The 14,062-nt window shown below is 61.1% G+C and carries 16 protein-coding genes; 10 read left to right on the forward strand and 6 right to left on the reverse strand.

Going from position 1 to position 14,062, the window contains the following annotated elements; genetic code table 11:
• The first annotated feature begins 530 nt into the window (after positions 1-530).
• Together ACILSO_RS28440 and ACILSO_RS28445 are read left to right on the forward strand one after the other, a co-directional pair.
• Positions 531-689, forward strand: coding sequence for a DUF3309 domain-containing protein (locus ACILSO_RS28440; protein ID WP_395740878.1), 159 nt, complete (start codon positions 531-533; stop codon positions 687-689).
• 44 nt (positions 690-733) lie between these two features.
• Complete coding sequence (locus tag ACILSO_RS28445; protein ID WP_395740879.1) at positions 734-1,798, forward strand: DNA topoisomerase IB; 1,065 nt, start codon at positions 734-736, stop codon at positions 1,796-1,798.
• A gap of 72 nt (positions 1,799-1,870) precedes the next feature.
• Here the strand turns inward: ACILSO_RS28445 and ACILSO_RS28450 are convergent, their stop codons facing one another.
• Both ACILSO_RS28450 and ACILSO_RS28455 read right to left on the reverse strand, forming a co-directional pair.
• Complete coding sequence (locus tag ACILSO_RS28450) at positions 1,871-3,031, reverse strand: putative zinc-binding metallopeptidase (RefSeq protein ID WP_395740880.1); 1,161 nt, start codon at positions 3,029-3,031, stop codon at positions 1,871-1,873.
• A 167-nt stretch (positions 3,032-3,198) separates the two neighbouring features.
• Positions 3,199-3,582: a hypothetical protein gene (locus ACILSO_RS28455; RefSeq protein WP_395740881.1), complete on the reverse strand. Its 384-nt coding sequence runs from the start codon at positions 3,580-3,582 to the stop codon at positions 3,199-3,201.
• A 153-nt stretch (positions 3,583-3,735) separates the two neighbouring features.
• On the opposite strand from ACILSO_RS28455, the gene ACILSO_RS28460 reads away from it, so the two are divergent.
• The 3 genes from ACILSO_RS28460 (at position 3,736) to ACILSO_RS28470 (ending at position 5,423) form a co-directional block, all read left to right on the forward strand.
• Positions 3,736-4,686 (forward strand): YihY/virulence factor BrkB family protein, encoded by a 951-nt coding sequence (locus tag ACILSO_RS28460; RefSeq protein WP_395740882.1) that lies wholly within the window; start codon positions 3,736-3,738, stop codon positions 4,684-4,686.
• Positions 4,687-4,827: 141 nt separating this feature from the next.
• Positions 4,828-5,046 (forward strand): CsbD family protein, encoded by a 219-nt coding sequence (locus ACILSO_RS28465; protein WP_395740962.1) that lies wholly within the window; start codon positions 4,828-4,830, stop codon positions 5,044-5,046.
• 173 nt (positions 5,047-5,219) lie between these two features.
• Entirely contained in the window at positions 5,220-5,423 is a 204-nt protein-coding gene (locus ACILSO_RS28470) for a CsbD family protein (protein WP_395740883.1), read from the forward strand.
• 29 nt (positions 5,424-5,452) lie between these two features.
• Here the strand turns inward: ACILSO_RS28470 and ACILSO_RS28475 are convergent, their stop codons facing one another.
• Positions 5,453-5,893 carry a CBS domain-containing protein gene (locus ACILSO_RS28475; RefSeq protein ID WP_395740884.1) on the reverse strand — a complete coding sequence of 147 codons (441 nt, stop codon included), beginning with the start codon at positions 5,891-5,893 and terminating at the stop codon, positions 5,453-5,455.
• 222 nt (positions 5,894-6,115) lie between these two features.
• On the opposite strand from ACILSO_RS28475, the gene ACILSO_RS28480 reads away from it, so the two are divergent.
• Positions 6,116-6,322, forward strand: coding sequence for a CsbD family protein (locus ACILSO_RS28480; RefSeq protein WP_395740885.1), 207 nt, complete (start codon positions 6,116-6,118; stop codon positions 6,320-6,322).
• On the opposite strand, the gene ACILSO_RS28485 is transcribed toward ACILSO_RS28480, so the two are convergent.
• Complete coding sequence (locus tag ACILSO_RS28485) at positions 6,323-6,448, reverse strand: hypothetical protein (RefSeq protein ID WP_395740886.1); 126 nt, start codon at positions 6,446-6,448, stop codon at positions 6,323-6,325. It abuts the gene before it with no gap.
• 166 nt (positions 6,449-6,614) lie between these two features.
• Between ACILSO_RS28485 and ACILSO_RS28490 the strand changes: the two genes are divergently transcribed.
• The 3 genes from ACILSO_RS28490 to ACILSO_RS28500 all read left to right on the forward strand — a co-directional run bounded on the left by ACILSO_RS28490 (position 6,615) and on the right by ACILSO_RS28500 (position 9,613).
• Positions 6,615-7,094, forward strand: a complete 480-nt coding sequence (locus ACILSO_RS28490) for a DUF892 family protein (RefSeq protein WP_395740887.1) — start codon at positions 6,615-6,617, stop codon at positions 7,092-7,094.
• A gap of 96 nt (positions 7,095-7,190) precedes the next feature.
• Positions 7,191-7,655 (forward strand): hypothetical protein, encoded by a 465-nt coding sequence (locus ACILSO_RS28495; RefSeq protein ID WP_395740888.1) that lies wholly within the window; start codon positions 7,191-7,193, stop codon positions 7,653-7,655.
• Positions 7,656-7,786: 131 nt separating this feature from the next.
• Positions 7,787-9,613, forward strand: coding sequence for a glycoside hydrolase family 15 protein (locus ACILSO_RS28500; protein WP_395740889.1), 1,827 nt, complete (start codon positions 7,787-7,789; stop codon positions 9,611-9,613).
• Between the two features lie 1,100 nt (positions 9,614-10,713).
• Here ACILSO_RS28500 and ACILSO_RS28505 read toward each other — a convergent pair.
• Positions 10,714-12,030: an Nramp family divalent metal transporter gene (locus tag ACILSO_RS28505; RefSeq protein WP_395740890.1), complete on the reverse strand. Its 1,317-nt coding sequence runs from the start codon at positions 12,028-12,030 to the stop codon at positions 10,714-10,716.
• 233 nt (positions 12,031-12,263) lie between these two features.
• On the reverse strand, positions 12,264-12,911 hold the full coding sequence (locus tag ACILSO_RS28510) for a sigma-70 family RNA polymerase sigma factor (protein WP_395740891.1): 648 nt from the start codon (positions 12,909-12,911) through the stop codon (positions 12,264-12,266).
• A 264-nt stretch (positions 12,912-13,175) separates the two neighbouring features.
• Here ACILSO_RS28510 and ACILSO_RS28515 point away from each other — a divergent pair, with 264 nt between their 5' ends.
• Positions 13,176-14,054: an SDR family oxidoreductase gene (locus ACILSO_RS28515; RefSeq protein WP_395740892.1), complete on the forward strand. Its 879-nt coding sequence runs from the start codon at positions 13,176-13,178 to the stop codon at positions 14,052-14,054.
• Positions 14,055-14,062 lie beyond the last annotated feature (8 nt).

Raw genomic sequence — 14,062 nt, forward strand, 5'->3', positions numbered from 1 at the left:
GCGCAATCTCATCGCGGCTGCCTTCGCCTTTGTCATAAGAACTCAGGATGCGTTCACGCAAATCAAGGGAGAGTGTGGCCATGTGCCTTCATAGCATGTCATCGCCACAATGGCTATATAATTATTTAAAATGCTCTAGAAGACCTCCGACTCCGTCAGTCGATCGCTCACTCATCAATCGAGCATCCAAATCACAGTACGACAGACACTCTTGTCTGTCGCTCAACGCTCCCCCATCCCCCAGACCCACACTCTATCTCCACCGCCCTCCGTGAGACTCGCCCAATCAACAAACACTCCATCCGCCTCCAGCAACCCACCGCCGTATGGTAGTACCGGCTTCAGCCGGAATCCGGTCACCCAGGATCCAGCCATCCCCTTGTGGCAACCTACTCCCACGCACACCACCCGTGCGCCCACAGCCAGCCGTCTTGCGTCCGCAAAAAAACGCATCATCACCGGACAAAAGCTGCTCATCACCTTGAAAAATAAAGCCCCTCTACAACCGCCCGCCAACCTTCCGGCGATGTATGGGCATGAACACTCTACTGCTCATCATCCTGGTACTTCTCATCATCGGCGCACTTCCTGCATGGCCTTACAGCTCCGGCTGGGGTTATGGTCCCAGTGGCGGCCTCGGCACCATCCTTGTCATCCTCGTCGTCCTTGCCCTCATGGGGCGGATATGATCGGGAGATGGCACTGATACCAATGCCCTGCTGAAGCGCGTGCCATGAAAAAAGCCATCGCCGCTCCAGCCCTTGCCGCAGCCCCCCTCACGTCAGCGCGTCAGGCGGGGCTGCGCTATGTACTCGATGACCAGCCGGGCATCACCCGCCGTCGCAAAGGCGGTGGTTTCGTCTACAAACTGCCAAAAGGGCAGCCGCTGCGCAATGCGCAGACCCTTCGCCGAATTCGCAGCCTCGTCATCCCTCCGGCGTGGACGGACGTCTGGATCTGCCCCCTCTCAAACGGCCACATCCAGGCCACCGGTCGTGACGCACGCCGCCGCAAGCAATACCGCTACCATCCCCGCTGGATGGCCGTTCGCGACGCCTCCAAATACGAGCGCATGCTCGCCTTCGGCGCCGTGCTTCCCCGCATACGTCGTCGCGTCGCCGCAGATCTGCGCAGCCACGGTCTCACCCGCCAGAAGGTCATGGCCACCATCGTGCGCCTGCTTGAGACGACCCTCATCCGCGTGGGAAATGACGAGTACGCCCAGCAAAACGGCAGCTACGGCCTCACTACCCTGCAAAACAATCACGCCAGGGTCAAAGGCTCCCAGATCACCTTTTCCTTCAAAGGAAAGAGCGGCATGTTTCACGAGATCGGCCTGCGCGATCCCCGCCTCGCCAGGCTCGTTCGCCGCTGCCAGGAACTACCAGGACAGCATCTCTTCGGTTATCTCGATGACAACGGCGCGGTCCATCAGGTCACTTCCGACGACGTAAACGCCTACCTCCGCGAGATTGCCGGAGAAGAATTCTCCGCCAAAGACTTTCGCACCTGGGCCGGCACCGTCCTCGCAGCCACCGCCTTGCGCGAACTCGCCACCTTCGCTTCTGCGACAGAGGCCCGGCGCAACATCACCCAGGCCGTCAAAGCCGTGGCCAAAATGCTTGGCAATACCGCCGCCGTCTGCCGCCGCTGTTACATCCATCCCGTCATTCTGGATCTCTACGCCGCAGGACAGACCATTCCCCCCCGTCGCCTCCCCCCGGCACCTCATCCCCCCGCCCGGCTCAGCGCAGACGAAATCGCCGTCATGTCCCTGCTTCGTTCAAAAAAGCCTTGAGTGATGCGATCCGCAGCACGCGCCCCTCTCTAGCGTCCGTGCTGCTTGCCTCTGCAGGCGCGAGTTTGCCCCCTACGCCGCCGCGGCTTCCTGCCTCTGCGACTTGCCGGCCTGCACTGGCAGCGGCGGAGGTTGGGCAGGCAGGGGCGGTGGCTGCGCCCGCACTGTGTTTTTCTCCGCGGCCCGTTGCTCGACGGGCAGGCGCCAGGTTTCAGCGTGAGTATGGACCATCTTGTTCACAAACAGAATCTTCTGCGCCGTTTGCAGGGAAAAGACAAAAGGATACATCGTGGCATGCCCCAGGCTCGCCGCCAGTTCGTTCATCGCCGGCGAGAGCTTGGCCCAGTCATTCAGCGTGGTCAGAAAGCTCGCGTCCATCTTCGGCGCATCCGCCAGCACTTCTTCCGGGCGGAACGGAGTGAAGGGGATGGGCACGCTCTTGCTCACCCAGCCAAACGCCTTGGCCGTCTCCGTCCCGTCCACAATGTGCAGATACTGCGCCCACGTTTCCGCCCAGTCCTCCCACGGGTGGGAGGTGGCATAGCCCGTGATGTGCGTCGTCGCCCACGTCGTCCCCGGCCCGTTCGCGTAGTATTTGGAAAGCGCCGCGCTGTAGTCCTCACGCTCGTCGCCAAACAAGGTCCGGAACTCCGCCAGCAGCACGTCGTCCTCGCCGCGGTGCTTGAAAAAGCGGTCCCAGTAGTAGTGTCCCAGCTCATGCCGGAAATGTCCCACCAGCGTGCGATACGGCTCGCCCAGCTGATGCCGCTGCCGCTCGCGGTACAAATCGTCCGCCTCATTCAGATTCAGCGTGATCATCCCGTCGTCATGCCCTGTCATCACGCAGAGGTTCGGTATCGGCGTCAGAAAATCAAAGCTCAGCCCCTCCGGGTTTTGCAGCTTGTTCTCCGGCGTCAGGCCCAGCCGCGCCAGGGTGTAAATCGCCCGGCGCTTGGCCGTCTCCATCTTTTGCCATGCCTCCTGGTTCCCTGCTACTTTGAGATCCGGCACCATGTGGTTGAGCGTGCACGAGGCGCAGTACTCCGGCCCGTTGGCTGGCACCAGCCAGTTGCACACGCCAAACTCCCGCCAGTTGCGGCACTGCGCCATGTCATCCGCCAGCGGCTTCATGGCATTGGCCGCCACGTCATAGCCCACCGTGCTGCCGCACTTCAGGCACTGGTTGTTTTCAAAAAAGAGCGTGTTGCCGCAGGTGCAGCTGAAATGAATCATGGAGAAAAAAGGTGAAAGGGTTCGCAGGGGCATCGAAGTCCGCCGCCCCTCCGGACTTGTCCTCTTTCTTCCGTCCATTCCCCACGCTTCCCCATTTTCGCAGTGTCCTCATGTCGAGCATCAGGCCGCTCCCCGGTCATGCCTTCAGCACCACTCTTGCCTCCGCATCACTGGTGCAGTCGCCTCTCCAGCTCTGCAGTCACCCGAATGTCATGATCCGCCTCCTCCAGCCCGTTCCCGATCAGCTGCTCGGCAATGTTATCCACCTCTTCGTCCGATGACGCCGTGTTCACCAGATGTCCCGTTTGCAGCGGTGGCTCATCCCACGCCGTCAGCGAGTTGACCTTCGAGTCATATCTCGGCGTATTCAGCGTCGTCCCACCTCCCGCCAGCTCCGCCGCCGCTTGCGCCAGATCGCCATCAGATATTTTCTCGCGCCCGTCGCTCAGGGCCAGTTCGGCGGCGCGTTGTTCCACTTCCACCTGGCTGCCCTGCCCGAGGCAGGGCGCCGCAGCCCGCAGCCGCGTGGGTAAGATTGTCTCTGCGCTCATGATCCGTCCTCCTTTAATCGAGTTCGCAGCAAACCCGCTCTCAGATGCCCCCATTTCCTGTCCGCGTCCCCCTGATCTCCCGATCAGCCTTTTTCCTGTCCGCGTTCCGACGCCCGCTCACCGATTCATCGTGTGAAGAAATCACTCCGATAAATGAAAGCCTTCATCGCCCTGCTCAAACAATCGTTTGCTTCGTGGAATGCGCACAACGCCCCCAAGATGGCCGCCGCGCTCGCCTATTACGCCACGTTTTCCATGGCGCCCCTGCTAGTCCTGATCGTCGGCATCGCAGGCTGGGTCGTGGAACAGGATGATGCGCGCACCGCCATCATCGCGCAGCTCTCCACCCTCATGGGGAAGGAGGGCGGCACAATCGCAGAAGCCATCCTCACCCAGTCGGCAAAGCAGGCGGCCGGCATCTGGGCCACCATCATCGGCTTCGTCGTCCTGCTCGTTGGCGCCTCCGGCGTATTTGCGGAGCTTCAGCAGTCTCTGAACGCCATCTGGGAGGTTCCCCCGCGCGAGTTCCCCTGGCGCGCTCTCATTCGTGGCCGCCTCCTTTCCTTCGCCATGGTCTTCGCTCTCGGATTTCTCATGCTCATTTCCCTCGTCCTTTCCGCGGGCATCGCCGCCATGAGCGCCCGCATGGAACTTTGGGCTCCTGGCTTCGGCATGATCTGGGAGAGTGCCAATTCCCTCGTTTCATTCCTCGTCATCACACTCCTCTTCGCTGCCATCTACCGTTACCTCCCGGACGTGCGCATCGCCTGGTATGATGTGTGGACCGGGGCCGCGCTCACCGCGCTGCTCTTCGTGCTGGGAAAATATCTCCTCGGCATCTACATCGGTCATACCGCCTTTGCCTCAGCCTACGGTGCGGTCGGCTCTCTCGTCATCATCCTCGCCTGGATCTTCTACTCCTCCCTCATCTTTTTCTTTGGCGCCGAGTTCACCTGCGCCTTTGCCCGCAGGCACGGCAGCCACTGCTCGCGCCCCGCTCTTCATTCCACATCCGGGCAGCCCTCTCCTTCCAGAGACGGAGCTTCACCCGATTCCCCCCGCACCGCATTCTTAGACGCCCGCACGCATGCTCACGTGCGATGAACAGTTGAAACAGGGAAAACATCCTCCCTCCTCATCATGAAAACATCCTTCAAAACCCTCCTCATCGTTCCCATCCTTTCTCTCGGCCTCGGACTCGTCTCATGCGACAAAAACAAGGCGCGTCAGGAAAACAGCGAGAAAATGGAAAAGGCCCGCGAAGCCGCCACCGACTCCCCCGGCACTCTCAAGGTCAAGGGCAACTGGAATGAAATGAAAGGCAAGCTGAAGCAAAAATTTGCCAACCTCACCGACGACGACGTCCTCTATGAAAAAGGCAAGGAAGACGAACTCTACGGCCGCCTGCAGAAGCGTCTCGGCAAGACCCGTGCGGAGGTGGACAGCATCCTGAACGATCTCTAGACCCTCCATCCTTCCTCTGCCACGGGCAGGGAGCCTCACCGGTTCCCTGCCCTTTTTCATGCCTCGAAATGGCACCATATCCATTCAGCCACATCCGCCCGCGCCTGCACATTCGATTTCCTGCCCGATACGCGCTGCCGCAGCAGCCTCAATCCCCCCAACCACCGACCACTATGAACGCCATGACCGCGCAGGGAGACTGGAACATCCTCAAGGGAAAACTCAAGCAGACCTGGGCGCGCATCACCCACAACACCTTGAAAAAGGTCGAGGGCAAGACCGATGAACTTATCGGCCGCATTCAGAAGCGAACTGGGGCTTCACGCCAGGTCATTGAAAAAGCCATGCGCGAGTGCGATGCCGAGCACCTCGTCTGATCGAGCGGCCGCCACACTCAGCGGCGCACTCAGTCGTCTCCGTCATTCTTCTCGACGGTCTGCATTCTGGCCTTGATCTGCTGGCGGCTGAGAATGCCGATGATCCGCATCTCGCGGTCCACCACGGGCAGATGGTCCACCCCGCGTTCATTCATCATTCGTTCGGCAGCACCGAGGTCCTCGTCCTCGTAGCAGAAGGCCACGCTTTGACTCATGATCTGGCCCACCTTCCATGCCTTCGGGTCATGCCCCATGCCGCCCATCTTCCAGTCAGGGTTCTCCTGCGTGACCATGCCCACCAGCTTGCTGTCTTCTGCCACCGGCCATTTGCTCGCCTCATGCTGGCGCATGCACTCTCCGGCTGTTTCCACGCTGTCCTCCGGGTGCAGTGCATCCGCTTCGTTTTCGGTGATTTCCTTCAGCGGAGTCTCCTCGGCCGGTTTCGCATTGCGTTTCTTTTTGTCTTCCATGTTCAGGCTTGTTGAAATTCATCCATGCATCGCAGAAAAAGCCCGGAAGGCCGTATCGCATTCCACTTCGCCCATCCCATCTGCTGCCTTCTTCAGCCATCATGAGGGTGTCTCCCTTACATCCACATCCGTCTGCGGGAGCGATGCCACATACGGAAGGAATCATTCGCTGTCATTTCATGACCACGCAGTTCCACCGAAAAACACAACCCCCATACCATTATGAACACAACCACCATGAAAGGCGACTGGAACATCATCAAAGGCCGGCTCAAACAAAAGTGGGCCAAGCTCACCGACGACGACCTCGCCAATGTTGACGGCAAGACCGACGAACTCATCGGCCGCATCCAGAAGCGCACTGGAGAAACCCGCGATGCTGTGGAAAAAGCCCTTCGCGAAAGCGAAAAAGAAGACTGCAACTGCTAGTCACGTCTCTTGATTCATCGCTGGCGCGATGATCTGGCGGCATCCCCGCCGCCACGTCATCCGCCAGCTCTCCCGCAAGTCTTCTTCCTGCACCATCTCCCGCCCGCGAATGTTGAGCTGGCGCATGAGGAAGAACCACTCTCGTCGCGGTTGCCGGCCACATTCGGCACCTCCTCCGGTAAAGGACACGCTGCCCTGCGTGATCGCAGGTGTTTCCGCATCCAAATGCCATGTTCCAGCCGTGTCCTCCACTCCGCCATTTTTCACCTCGCACAAAGCTCGCCACCCAATCATGAAAACACCCGACCAGTTTCTCGCTTGGCTGCGTGAAGCCCACGCCATGGAAAAAACCATGGAGCAGGCCCTCACACGGCAGATCAACAATCCGGAAGCCCCAGAAAGTCTCCGCGAAAAAGCGCAGGCCCATTGCATCGAAACCCAGCGTCACGCAGACGCCATGGTCGCTTGTCTGAAAAGCCTCGGCGCAGACACCACCACCGTGGACGACTCCCTCACCAGCGGGCTGGAGCTCCTGCGCGGCGCAGGCGCGTCCTTTGCCAGCGAGGACCGCATCAAGGCCCTCCTCACCATCTATGCCGCCGAGCACTTCGAGATCGCTCACTACACCGCCATGCGCACCGCCGCTCTGCGTCTCGGCATGAATGAGATCGTCCTCACCTTTGACCAGATCATCCTCGAAGAAACGCGCATGGTGCAGTGGCTGGAGCTCCATCTTCCGCAGATCATTCATGCCTACCTCGAGAAGCCCTGAGCTTCCCCGCACCTCCCGAGCCCCCCGCAAGGACACTCCCTGAGGCCCCCGCATTTGCCACGCACGATTACTCAGTGGGACAACCCCCATATCACCATGAAAATCAAAGCTCTTATTCCCACCCTCGCACTGGTGCTCTTTGCAGGCATGGCATCCGCCCAGAGCGATCCCTCCGTCGGCGGTTCCTTCGGCACGGCCTACAAGGAAAACAGTGGCACGGTCGCCCAGCGCCAGCCGCTCAGCACCACCGATTCCACCACCTCCACGCCCGCGCACACCAGTTTCTGGGGCAGGCTGATGGGTAAAAAATCCAGCGCCATGCAGGCCGACTCCACCACCCCGGTCCGCAGTCACAACTGGTTCCACCGCCAGACCACGCCAAACAACAAACCTGCCTCCACGCATCGCTGGTTAGGCATGAAACACTCCAGCAGCAGCAGCATGCAGGGCACCGCCCCCATGAGCAGCCGCTCCAAAATGATGAACAACAACACCGCGGCCACCAAGCCCCGAGGCTGGCATATCCCCTTCTTCAGCAGCAGACAGCCCGCTCATTCCTGAGCCCCTTCTGCCACAGCAATAGCAAACCCAAACCCCCGCGCGATCGATGGATCGCGCGGGCTTTTTTTTGCCCGTATTCCCCACCCATCGCCGCGTGAGATGCGGATGCGTACCACCGCCTGCTTCTCTCCATGCGAACTTGCAGAGCCATGCAGATCGAAGACTATGGTTTTCTCAGCGATACCGAGACCGCCGCTCTCGTCAGCCGTGACGGCTCCATCGACTGGCTCTGCATGCCGCGCTTCGACTCCGGCGCCTTTTTTGCCAGACTGCTCGGCACGGAGGAGAACGGCTATTGGAAAATCGCACCCACCGGCGAGATTCTCAAATCCACCCGCCGTTACCGCGGAGACACCCTCATCCTTGAAACGGAATTCGAAACCGCCACCGGCTGCGTTCGTCTCACAGACTGCATGCCGCTGCGGGATGAATTTCCCGACATCGTCCGCACCGTCGTCGGCGTACGCGGCACCGTGGAGATGGAAACCACCCTCGTGCTCCGTTTTGACTACGGCCGCCTCGTCCCCTGGGTGCAGCGTCTGGACGGTGGCATCACCGCCATGGCCGGCCCGGACGCAGTCATTGTTCGCAGCGATGTCCCTCTCCATGGCGAAGATCTCTCCACCGTCGCTCGTTTCACCGTGAAAGAAGGCGAATCAAAGGCCTTTGTTCTCACCTGGTATCCCTCTCATAAATCCCCGCCTGCAGCGGAAAATTCCGCCGAAAGCCTGCGCCGCACCGAAGAGTTCTGGAGCGAGTGGTCCTCCCACGCACGCCCCGGCCCGGAATGGCGGGACGCTGTGCTGCGCTCACTCCTCGTTCTCAAAGGTCTCACCTACGCCCCCACCGGCGGCATCATCGCAGCCGCCACCACCTCCCTTCCTGAGCAACCCGGCGGCACCCGCAACTGGGACTACCGCTACTGCTGGCTGCGAGACGCCACCTTCACCCTCTACTCGCTGCTGGATGCCGGCTACACGGAAGAAGCCCGCGCCTGGCGCGCATGGCTCCTCCGCGCCGTCGCCGGCAGCCCTTCCCAGATCCAGACTCTCTACGGCGCCGCAGGGGAGAGATGCCCCGTGGAATACGAGCTTCCCTATCTGGCAGGATATGCTGGTTCACAGCCCGTCCGGGTGGGAAATGCTGCCTCCTTGCAGTTTCAGCTCGATGTCTATGGCGAAGTCCTGGACGTCATGCACCAGGCCCGCCGCCTCGGCATGGAGCTCGATCCCGCCGCCTGGCAGCTCGAACGCCTGCTCGTAAAATTCGTCGCCGGACACTGGCAGGAGCCGGACATGGGCATCTGGGAAGTCCGCGGCCCGCCCCGCCATTTCACTCATTCCAAAGTCCTCGCCTGGGTCGCCATGGACCGCGCCGTACAGGCCTGCGAAAAATTCGGCCTCCCGGGAGATGCCGGTGAATGGCGCCGCGTCCGCGACCGCATCCATGCAGAGATCTGCTCCCGTGCCTTCAATCAAAAAATCGGCTTCTTCGTCCAGTCTTTCGACAGCAGCAGGCTCGACGCCAGCCTGCTCATGCTCCCCCTCGTCGGCTTTCTTCCCGCCACCGATCCCCGCGTCCAGTCCACCATCACCGCTATTGAAAAGCACCTCATGGCAGACGGCTTCATCCTCCGCTATCATACCGACACCGAAGTGGATGGCCTCCCCCAGGGGGAGGGAGCCTTCCTGCCGTGCTCATTCTGGTTTGTGGACTGCCTCAATCTCAGCGGCCGCTATGAAGAAGCCCGCGAAATGTTTGAGCGCCTCCTCACCCTCCGCAACGATCTCGGCCTCCTCTCCGAAGAGTACGATCCCCGCACCCGCCGCCTCCTCGGCAACTTCCCTCAGGCCTTCTCCCACGTCGCCCTCCTCAACTCCGCCTCCAATCTCAGCAAGCACCACGGCCCCGCCAAAGACCGCTCCACCTGCACCAAAAACCATTCCTCCTCCGGTTAAAGCCACCACCCCGCCCCGCCGATCCCCTCTATACCATCTGTTGGTATCTCATAATTGGCAGACTCCATCCGTAACCACGCCGAATCAGGATCGCTCCATATCGAACATAAATAATGGCGCCAGCCAGCCAAGGCTCGATCCCTCGCTCCCGCAAACAGCCAAGATCTGAGCCCGTGGTAAAGCGACCCTCGGCGAGCGAAAACCACCAGTTTCGGCCTTGATAAATTCCACCTCGAGGGCGCATGCCGACGGCATGCAAGAGAGGTGGCATCCATCAAAGTGCCTGCGTAATTGATGCCCCAGACAGATGAAAACGAATCTGTTCAACGAGGACACAAAGATAAAAGCCGCAGCTCAGACGCAGACGCGCCAGCGTCTTGGAGTGCTCCAGTCCTCTGGAGCTTTGCGCGGACCACGAGACTTCCGAAAGCGCCGGAGGTCCGGCGCATTGACTCGCTCTGCTCGCCCTTCGGGCAACCTTCGCTTGTCCACCTCCGCTCCAGTTCCAAAACGCTCCGCGCTCGGGGCTGCGGTGCTGCTCACGACGCCGTCCCTGCAGATCTGTTTTCAACAGATCGTGGTATTAGGCAGTATCGTTCCAATTCAAAGTCCCTCATGCGTTCAGGGCAAGAGCGCCATGGTTGCGAGCATGAATCAGAGGCAGAGCGGTCCCCCCAATTTGCCTTTCAGAGAGAATAAGGGCGGCGCACCTTTTTGCATCGCCCTCGGCGCCATAGCCCTCATCTATTGAGACTTGCGCAATAGACTGACACCTTCGAAAAAACCATCCAACTCAACTAACCCTGCTTTCGGTGTCCGCGTTTTCGAAGAAAGATCACCTCTGCCTTGAAGGCCAACGGCCTTCCGTAATTCAGCCCAGGGATGCCGAGCGATAGCGAGTGCTTCCCTGGGTCCGCCAGCCCCCCCCGGAAAGCAAACCCACCGCTTCCTTCCCCCACCGCGCGCACCAGCAGCGCCCTCCCGCCCCTCCGCCACAGACCCGCGTACCGCTGCTCCATCGCCCTCCGCCCCCCCCCAGCGTCCACACCCATACCATCCGCGCCCCAGCATCCAGCATCCAGCATCCAGCATCCTTCACCCTACTCCCCCCACGTCCAAAACAGCCCCACCGTCGCCGCAGCCATCAGCGCCGTCGCCAGCCATCCCGTCACGAGCAGATAACGTGACAGCGTAAACTGCCCCATCACCTTGCGGTTCATCGTCATCAGCATCATCACCACCATCAGCGGCACCGCCGTCACCCCGTTGATCACCGCCGTCCAGATCAGCGCCTTGATCGGGTCCATCGGCGTGAAGTTCAGCGCCAGCCCCAGCAGAGTCGCGATCGCGATCACCGCGTAAAATCCCTTCGCCTCCTTTGCTTTCCGCTCCAGACCGATCGGCCACCGCAGGGCTTCCCCCACCGCGTACGCCGCGGATCCCGCCAGCACCGGCAGCGCCAGCATCCCCGTGCCCACGATTCCCACCGCAAACAAGAAAAACGCCAGCGGCCCCGCCACCGGGCGCAGCGCCTCCGCCGCCTGCGCCGCCGTTTCGATCTCCGTCTTCCCGTTCTGGTGCAGCGTCGCCGCCGTCGTCAGAATGATGAAAAAGGCCACGATATTAGAAAATGCCATGCCCAAATACGTGTCCCACACGATCCTCTTCGTCTCCTTCGGCGCCTGCTCCGGCGCCTGCTTCAGCGGCTTCACCTCCTTCTTGCTGTTCACCTCCTCCACCTCCCCCGCCGCCTGCCAGAAAAACAGATACGGGCTGATCGTCGTCCCCAGCACTGCGATGAACATCGTCAGGCTTTTGCCATCCATCGCCAGGTTCGGCACAAACGTCCCCGCCATCGCCTCCCCCCAGTCGATCTTCACCATGAAAACCGTCGCCACATACGCAAACAGCGACAGGCACAGCCACCGCAGGATCTTCGCATAGCGGCTGTAGGGAATCCGTATCTGCAGCACCACAGACACCCCCGCCAGCACCACCACGTACAGCAGCGCCGGCCCGCCGATCAGCAGCTTCACCGCCGCACCCATCGCGCTCAGGTCCGCCGCCAGATTGATCGTGTTGGCCACCAGCAGCAAAAACACCATCGGGTGCAGCAGCCACACCGAATAATGCCGCCGGATGTTTCCCGCGATCCCCTGCCCCGTCACACGCCCGATCCTTGCGCTGATCTCCTGGATGCTCGTCATCAGCGGATAGACAAACAGCATCGTCCACAGCATCCCATAGCCATACTGCGCGCCCGCCTGCGAATACGTGGCGATCCCGCTCGGATCATCATCCGAAGCCCCCGTGACCAGCCCCGGCCCCAGCATTTTCAGAAATCGCCTCGGTGGCGGCTCATCACGCGGCGTGCCCGGTTTGCGGATGATCTGTGCCAGGTTCTTTTTGCGTCTCATGTCCTGTCCATCGCGACTCGCGTTCAGCGCGGTTCCCTGTTCGTAAAACTTGTTACAGAGTTCCCTTCTCCATCCCGCATCCGGTTATAAAAAGAGGGGGCGTGCAGTCTTTTCAGACCCACGCCCCCGGTCAGCAATCTCGCTCTCGGTGCGGTTGAACGAATTCGCTGACAATGGTTTCTTCGCCTGTCCTCATCCCGCTGGATGCATGGCCCGGCATTTTTTTATCAACATCAGGCCGCCTGCAGCGTGTGGATGGCGCTCCTGGTGCGGAAAGTCTGGCGCAGCTTCTTCAGGCCCAGTTCCATGCGTGTCTTCACCGTGCCCAGCGGCGTGTGCGTGGCCTCGGCCACCTCCCGCTGGCTCATTCCCTGCAGAAACGCCAGCACGATCACCTCCTGCTGCGCTTCCGGCAGCAGCGTCAGATGTTCGCCGATCACCCGTCCGAGGTCCGCCTGCTCGCAGTCGCTGGCAGAGTCATGCGTAAAGGTGGCGTTCACCTGAAGGGAGTTTTCCATGCGGTCCTTCGCACGGCTGTAAGCCATCGAGCGGCGCAGGTGGTCGATCGCCCGGCGCTTGCCCAGGGTCATCAGCCATGCCAGCGGCCGGCCCTTGGCGGGTGAATAGTGGTCCGCCTGGCGCCACAGCTCCAGGAAGCAGTCCTGCAGCACGTCTTCGGCAGCCGCATCGTCATTGACGGTCCGCATGATGGCGCTCTTCAGCAGACGGCGGTAGCGGTTCATCAGCGTTTCCAGCGCCACCGCATTCTGCTGCTGGATGGCGGCCATGAGTTCTTCGTCCGGTGGCTGCTGCGCATCAGTCTCGGTGCTGGTGGTCGCTGCCATGGACAGGGATGAGGAGGAGGTGGTGTGAGTTTTCATGATGGGAAACTCATACAAAAACCCGACATCCTCACAACCCGACCACGCCCTGTACGCCCCCTCAGAGTATGCCTGATGCCCCCTTTCAGGGGGTGCAGGTTTCCTGCACCCACCAGTCAGACCACGCAGGGCCACCCGCCGCCTTTTACGAAGGAAAAGCACCCTGACTCCCCTTTCAGCACCCCGCCCGACTCACTCTTCACGTCCGCGGCGGCTCAAGGGTCCGAACATTGCAGTTGCTCCCCCTTCCATCCACCTGACACCATGAAAACCCTTGCCGATCCTCGCGATCTCTATCCCAGGCCTCCCTATGCCAGCAGCACCCAGCCCTCGCCCGGCAGCGAGAAGGACATGCTCCCCGTCGCGGATCATGGAGAGACCAGCTACGTCGGCAGCGATCTCTTGAAAGGCCGCCGCGCTTTGATCACCGGCGCAGACAGCGGCATCGGTCGCGCTGTCGCCATCGCATTCGCACGTGAAGGCGCAGACGTCGCCATCTCCTACCTCTCCGAACATGACGATGCCCACGTCACCGCCCAGCTCGTGAAGGACGCCGGCCGCAAGGCCGTGCTCCTGCCGGGAGACCTCAACTCCAAGGAAGCCTGCGATGAAATGTCCGCCGCCGCCCTGCGTGGTCTCGGCGGCGTCGACATCCTCGTCAACAACGCCGCCTTCCAGCGCACCCACCAGTCCCTCGCAGAAGTCGAAGACGCAGAATGGATGCGCACCTATGAAGTCAATGTCTTCGCCATGGTGCGTCTCTGCCGGTCACTCCTGCCTCAGATGGTCCCCGGCTCCTCCATCATCAACACCGCCTCCATCCAGGCCTTCGATCCCAGCCCCAATCTCCTCGCATACGCATCCACCAAGGCCGCCATCGTCAGCTTCACCCGCTCCATGGCCCATCTGGCCATTCAGCAGGGTGTGAGGGTCAATGCCGTGGCCCCAGGTCCAGTGTGGACCCCGCTCATCCCTTCCACCATGACCCGCGAAAAAGTGAAAATGTTTGGCGCACACACCGCCTTCGGCCGCGCCGCCCAGCCAGCTGAGATATCCCCCATCTTCGTCTTCCTCGCAGGCCCTCACGCCACCTACGTCACCGGAGAAGTCTACGGCGCCACCGGCGGCCAGATGCCCCTGTAAATCCCGCC

Origin of the sequence: Prosthecobacter sp. (genome assembly GCF_044226605.1) — a bacterium.
In the GTDB taxonomy this organism is placed as follows: domain Bacteria; phylum Verrucomicrobiota; class Verrucomicrobiia; order Verrucomicrobiales; family Verrucomicrobiaceae; genus Prosthecobacter.

Excerpts from the sequence above, each read along its gene's own strand:
- ACILSO_RS28475 (WP_395740884.1), bottom strand. The coding sequence starts at position 5,893 with ATGGAAGACAAAAAGAAACGCAATGCGAAACCGGCCGAGGAGACTCCG.
- ACILSO_RS28505 (WP_395740890.1), bottom strand. The coding sequence starts at position 12,030 with ATGAGACGCAAAAAGAACCTGGCACAGATCATCCGCAAACCGGGCACG.
- ACILSO_RS28455 (WP_395740881.1), bottom strand. The coding sequence starts at position 3,582 with ATGAGCGCAGAGACAATCTTACCCACGCGGCTGCGGGCTGCGGCGCCC.
- ACILSO_RS28490 (WP_395740887.1), top strand. The coding sequence starts at position 6,615 with ATGAAAACACCCGACCAGTTTCTCGCTTGGCTGCGTGAAGCCCACGCC.
- ACILSO_RS28450 (WP_395740880.1), bottom strand. The coding sequence starts at position 3,031 with ATGATTCATTTCAGCTGCACCTGCGGCAACACGCTCTTTTTTGAAAAC.
- ACILSO_RS28495 (WP_395740888.1), top strand. The coding sequence starts at position 7,191 with ATGAAAATCAAAGCTCTTATTCCCACCCTCGCACTGGTGCTCTTTGCA.
- ACILSO_RS28515 (WP_395740892.1), top strand. The coding sequence starts at position 13,176 with ATGAAAACCCTTGCCGATCCTCGCGATCTCTATCCCAGGCCTCCCTAT.
- ACILSO_RS28440 (WP_395740878.1), top strand. The coding sequence starts at position 531 with ATGGGCATGAACACTCTACTGCTCATCATCCTGGTACTTCTCATCATC.
- ACILSO_RS28460 (WP_395740882.1), top strand. The coding sequence starts at position 3,736 with ATGAAAGCCTTCATCGCCCTGCTCAAACAATCGTTTGCTTCGTGGAAT.
- ACILSO_RS28480 (WP_395740885.1), top strand. The coding sequence starts at position 6,116 with ATGAACACAACCACCATGAAAGGCGACTGGAACATCATCAAAGGCCGG.
- ACILSO_RS28465 (WP_395740962.1), top strand. The coding sequence starts at position 4,828 with ATGGAAAAGGCCCGCGAAGCCGCCACCGACTCCCCCGGCACTCTCAAG.
- ACILSO_RS28485 (WP_395740886.1), bottom strand. The coding sequence starts at position 6,448 with ATGCGCCAGCTCAACATTCGCGGGCGGGAGATGGTGCAGGAAGAAGAC.
- ACILSO_RS28445 (WP_395740879.1), top strand. The coding sequence starts at position 734 with ATGAAAAAAGCCATCGCCGCTCCAGCCCTTGCCGCAGCCCCCCTCACG.
- ACILSO_RS28510 (WP_395740891.1), bottom strand. The coding sequence starts at position 12,911 with ATGAAAACTCACACCACCTCCTCCTCATCCCTGTCCATGGCAGCGACC.
- ACILSO_RS28470 (WP_395740883.1), top strand. The coding sequence starts at position 5,220 with ATGAACGCCATGACCGCGCAGGGAGACTGGAACATCCTCAAGGGAAAA.
- ACILSO_RS28500 (WP_395740889.1), top strand. The coding sequence starts at position 7,787 with ATGCGAACTTGCAGAGCCATGCAGATCGAAGACTATGGTTTTCTCAGC.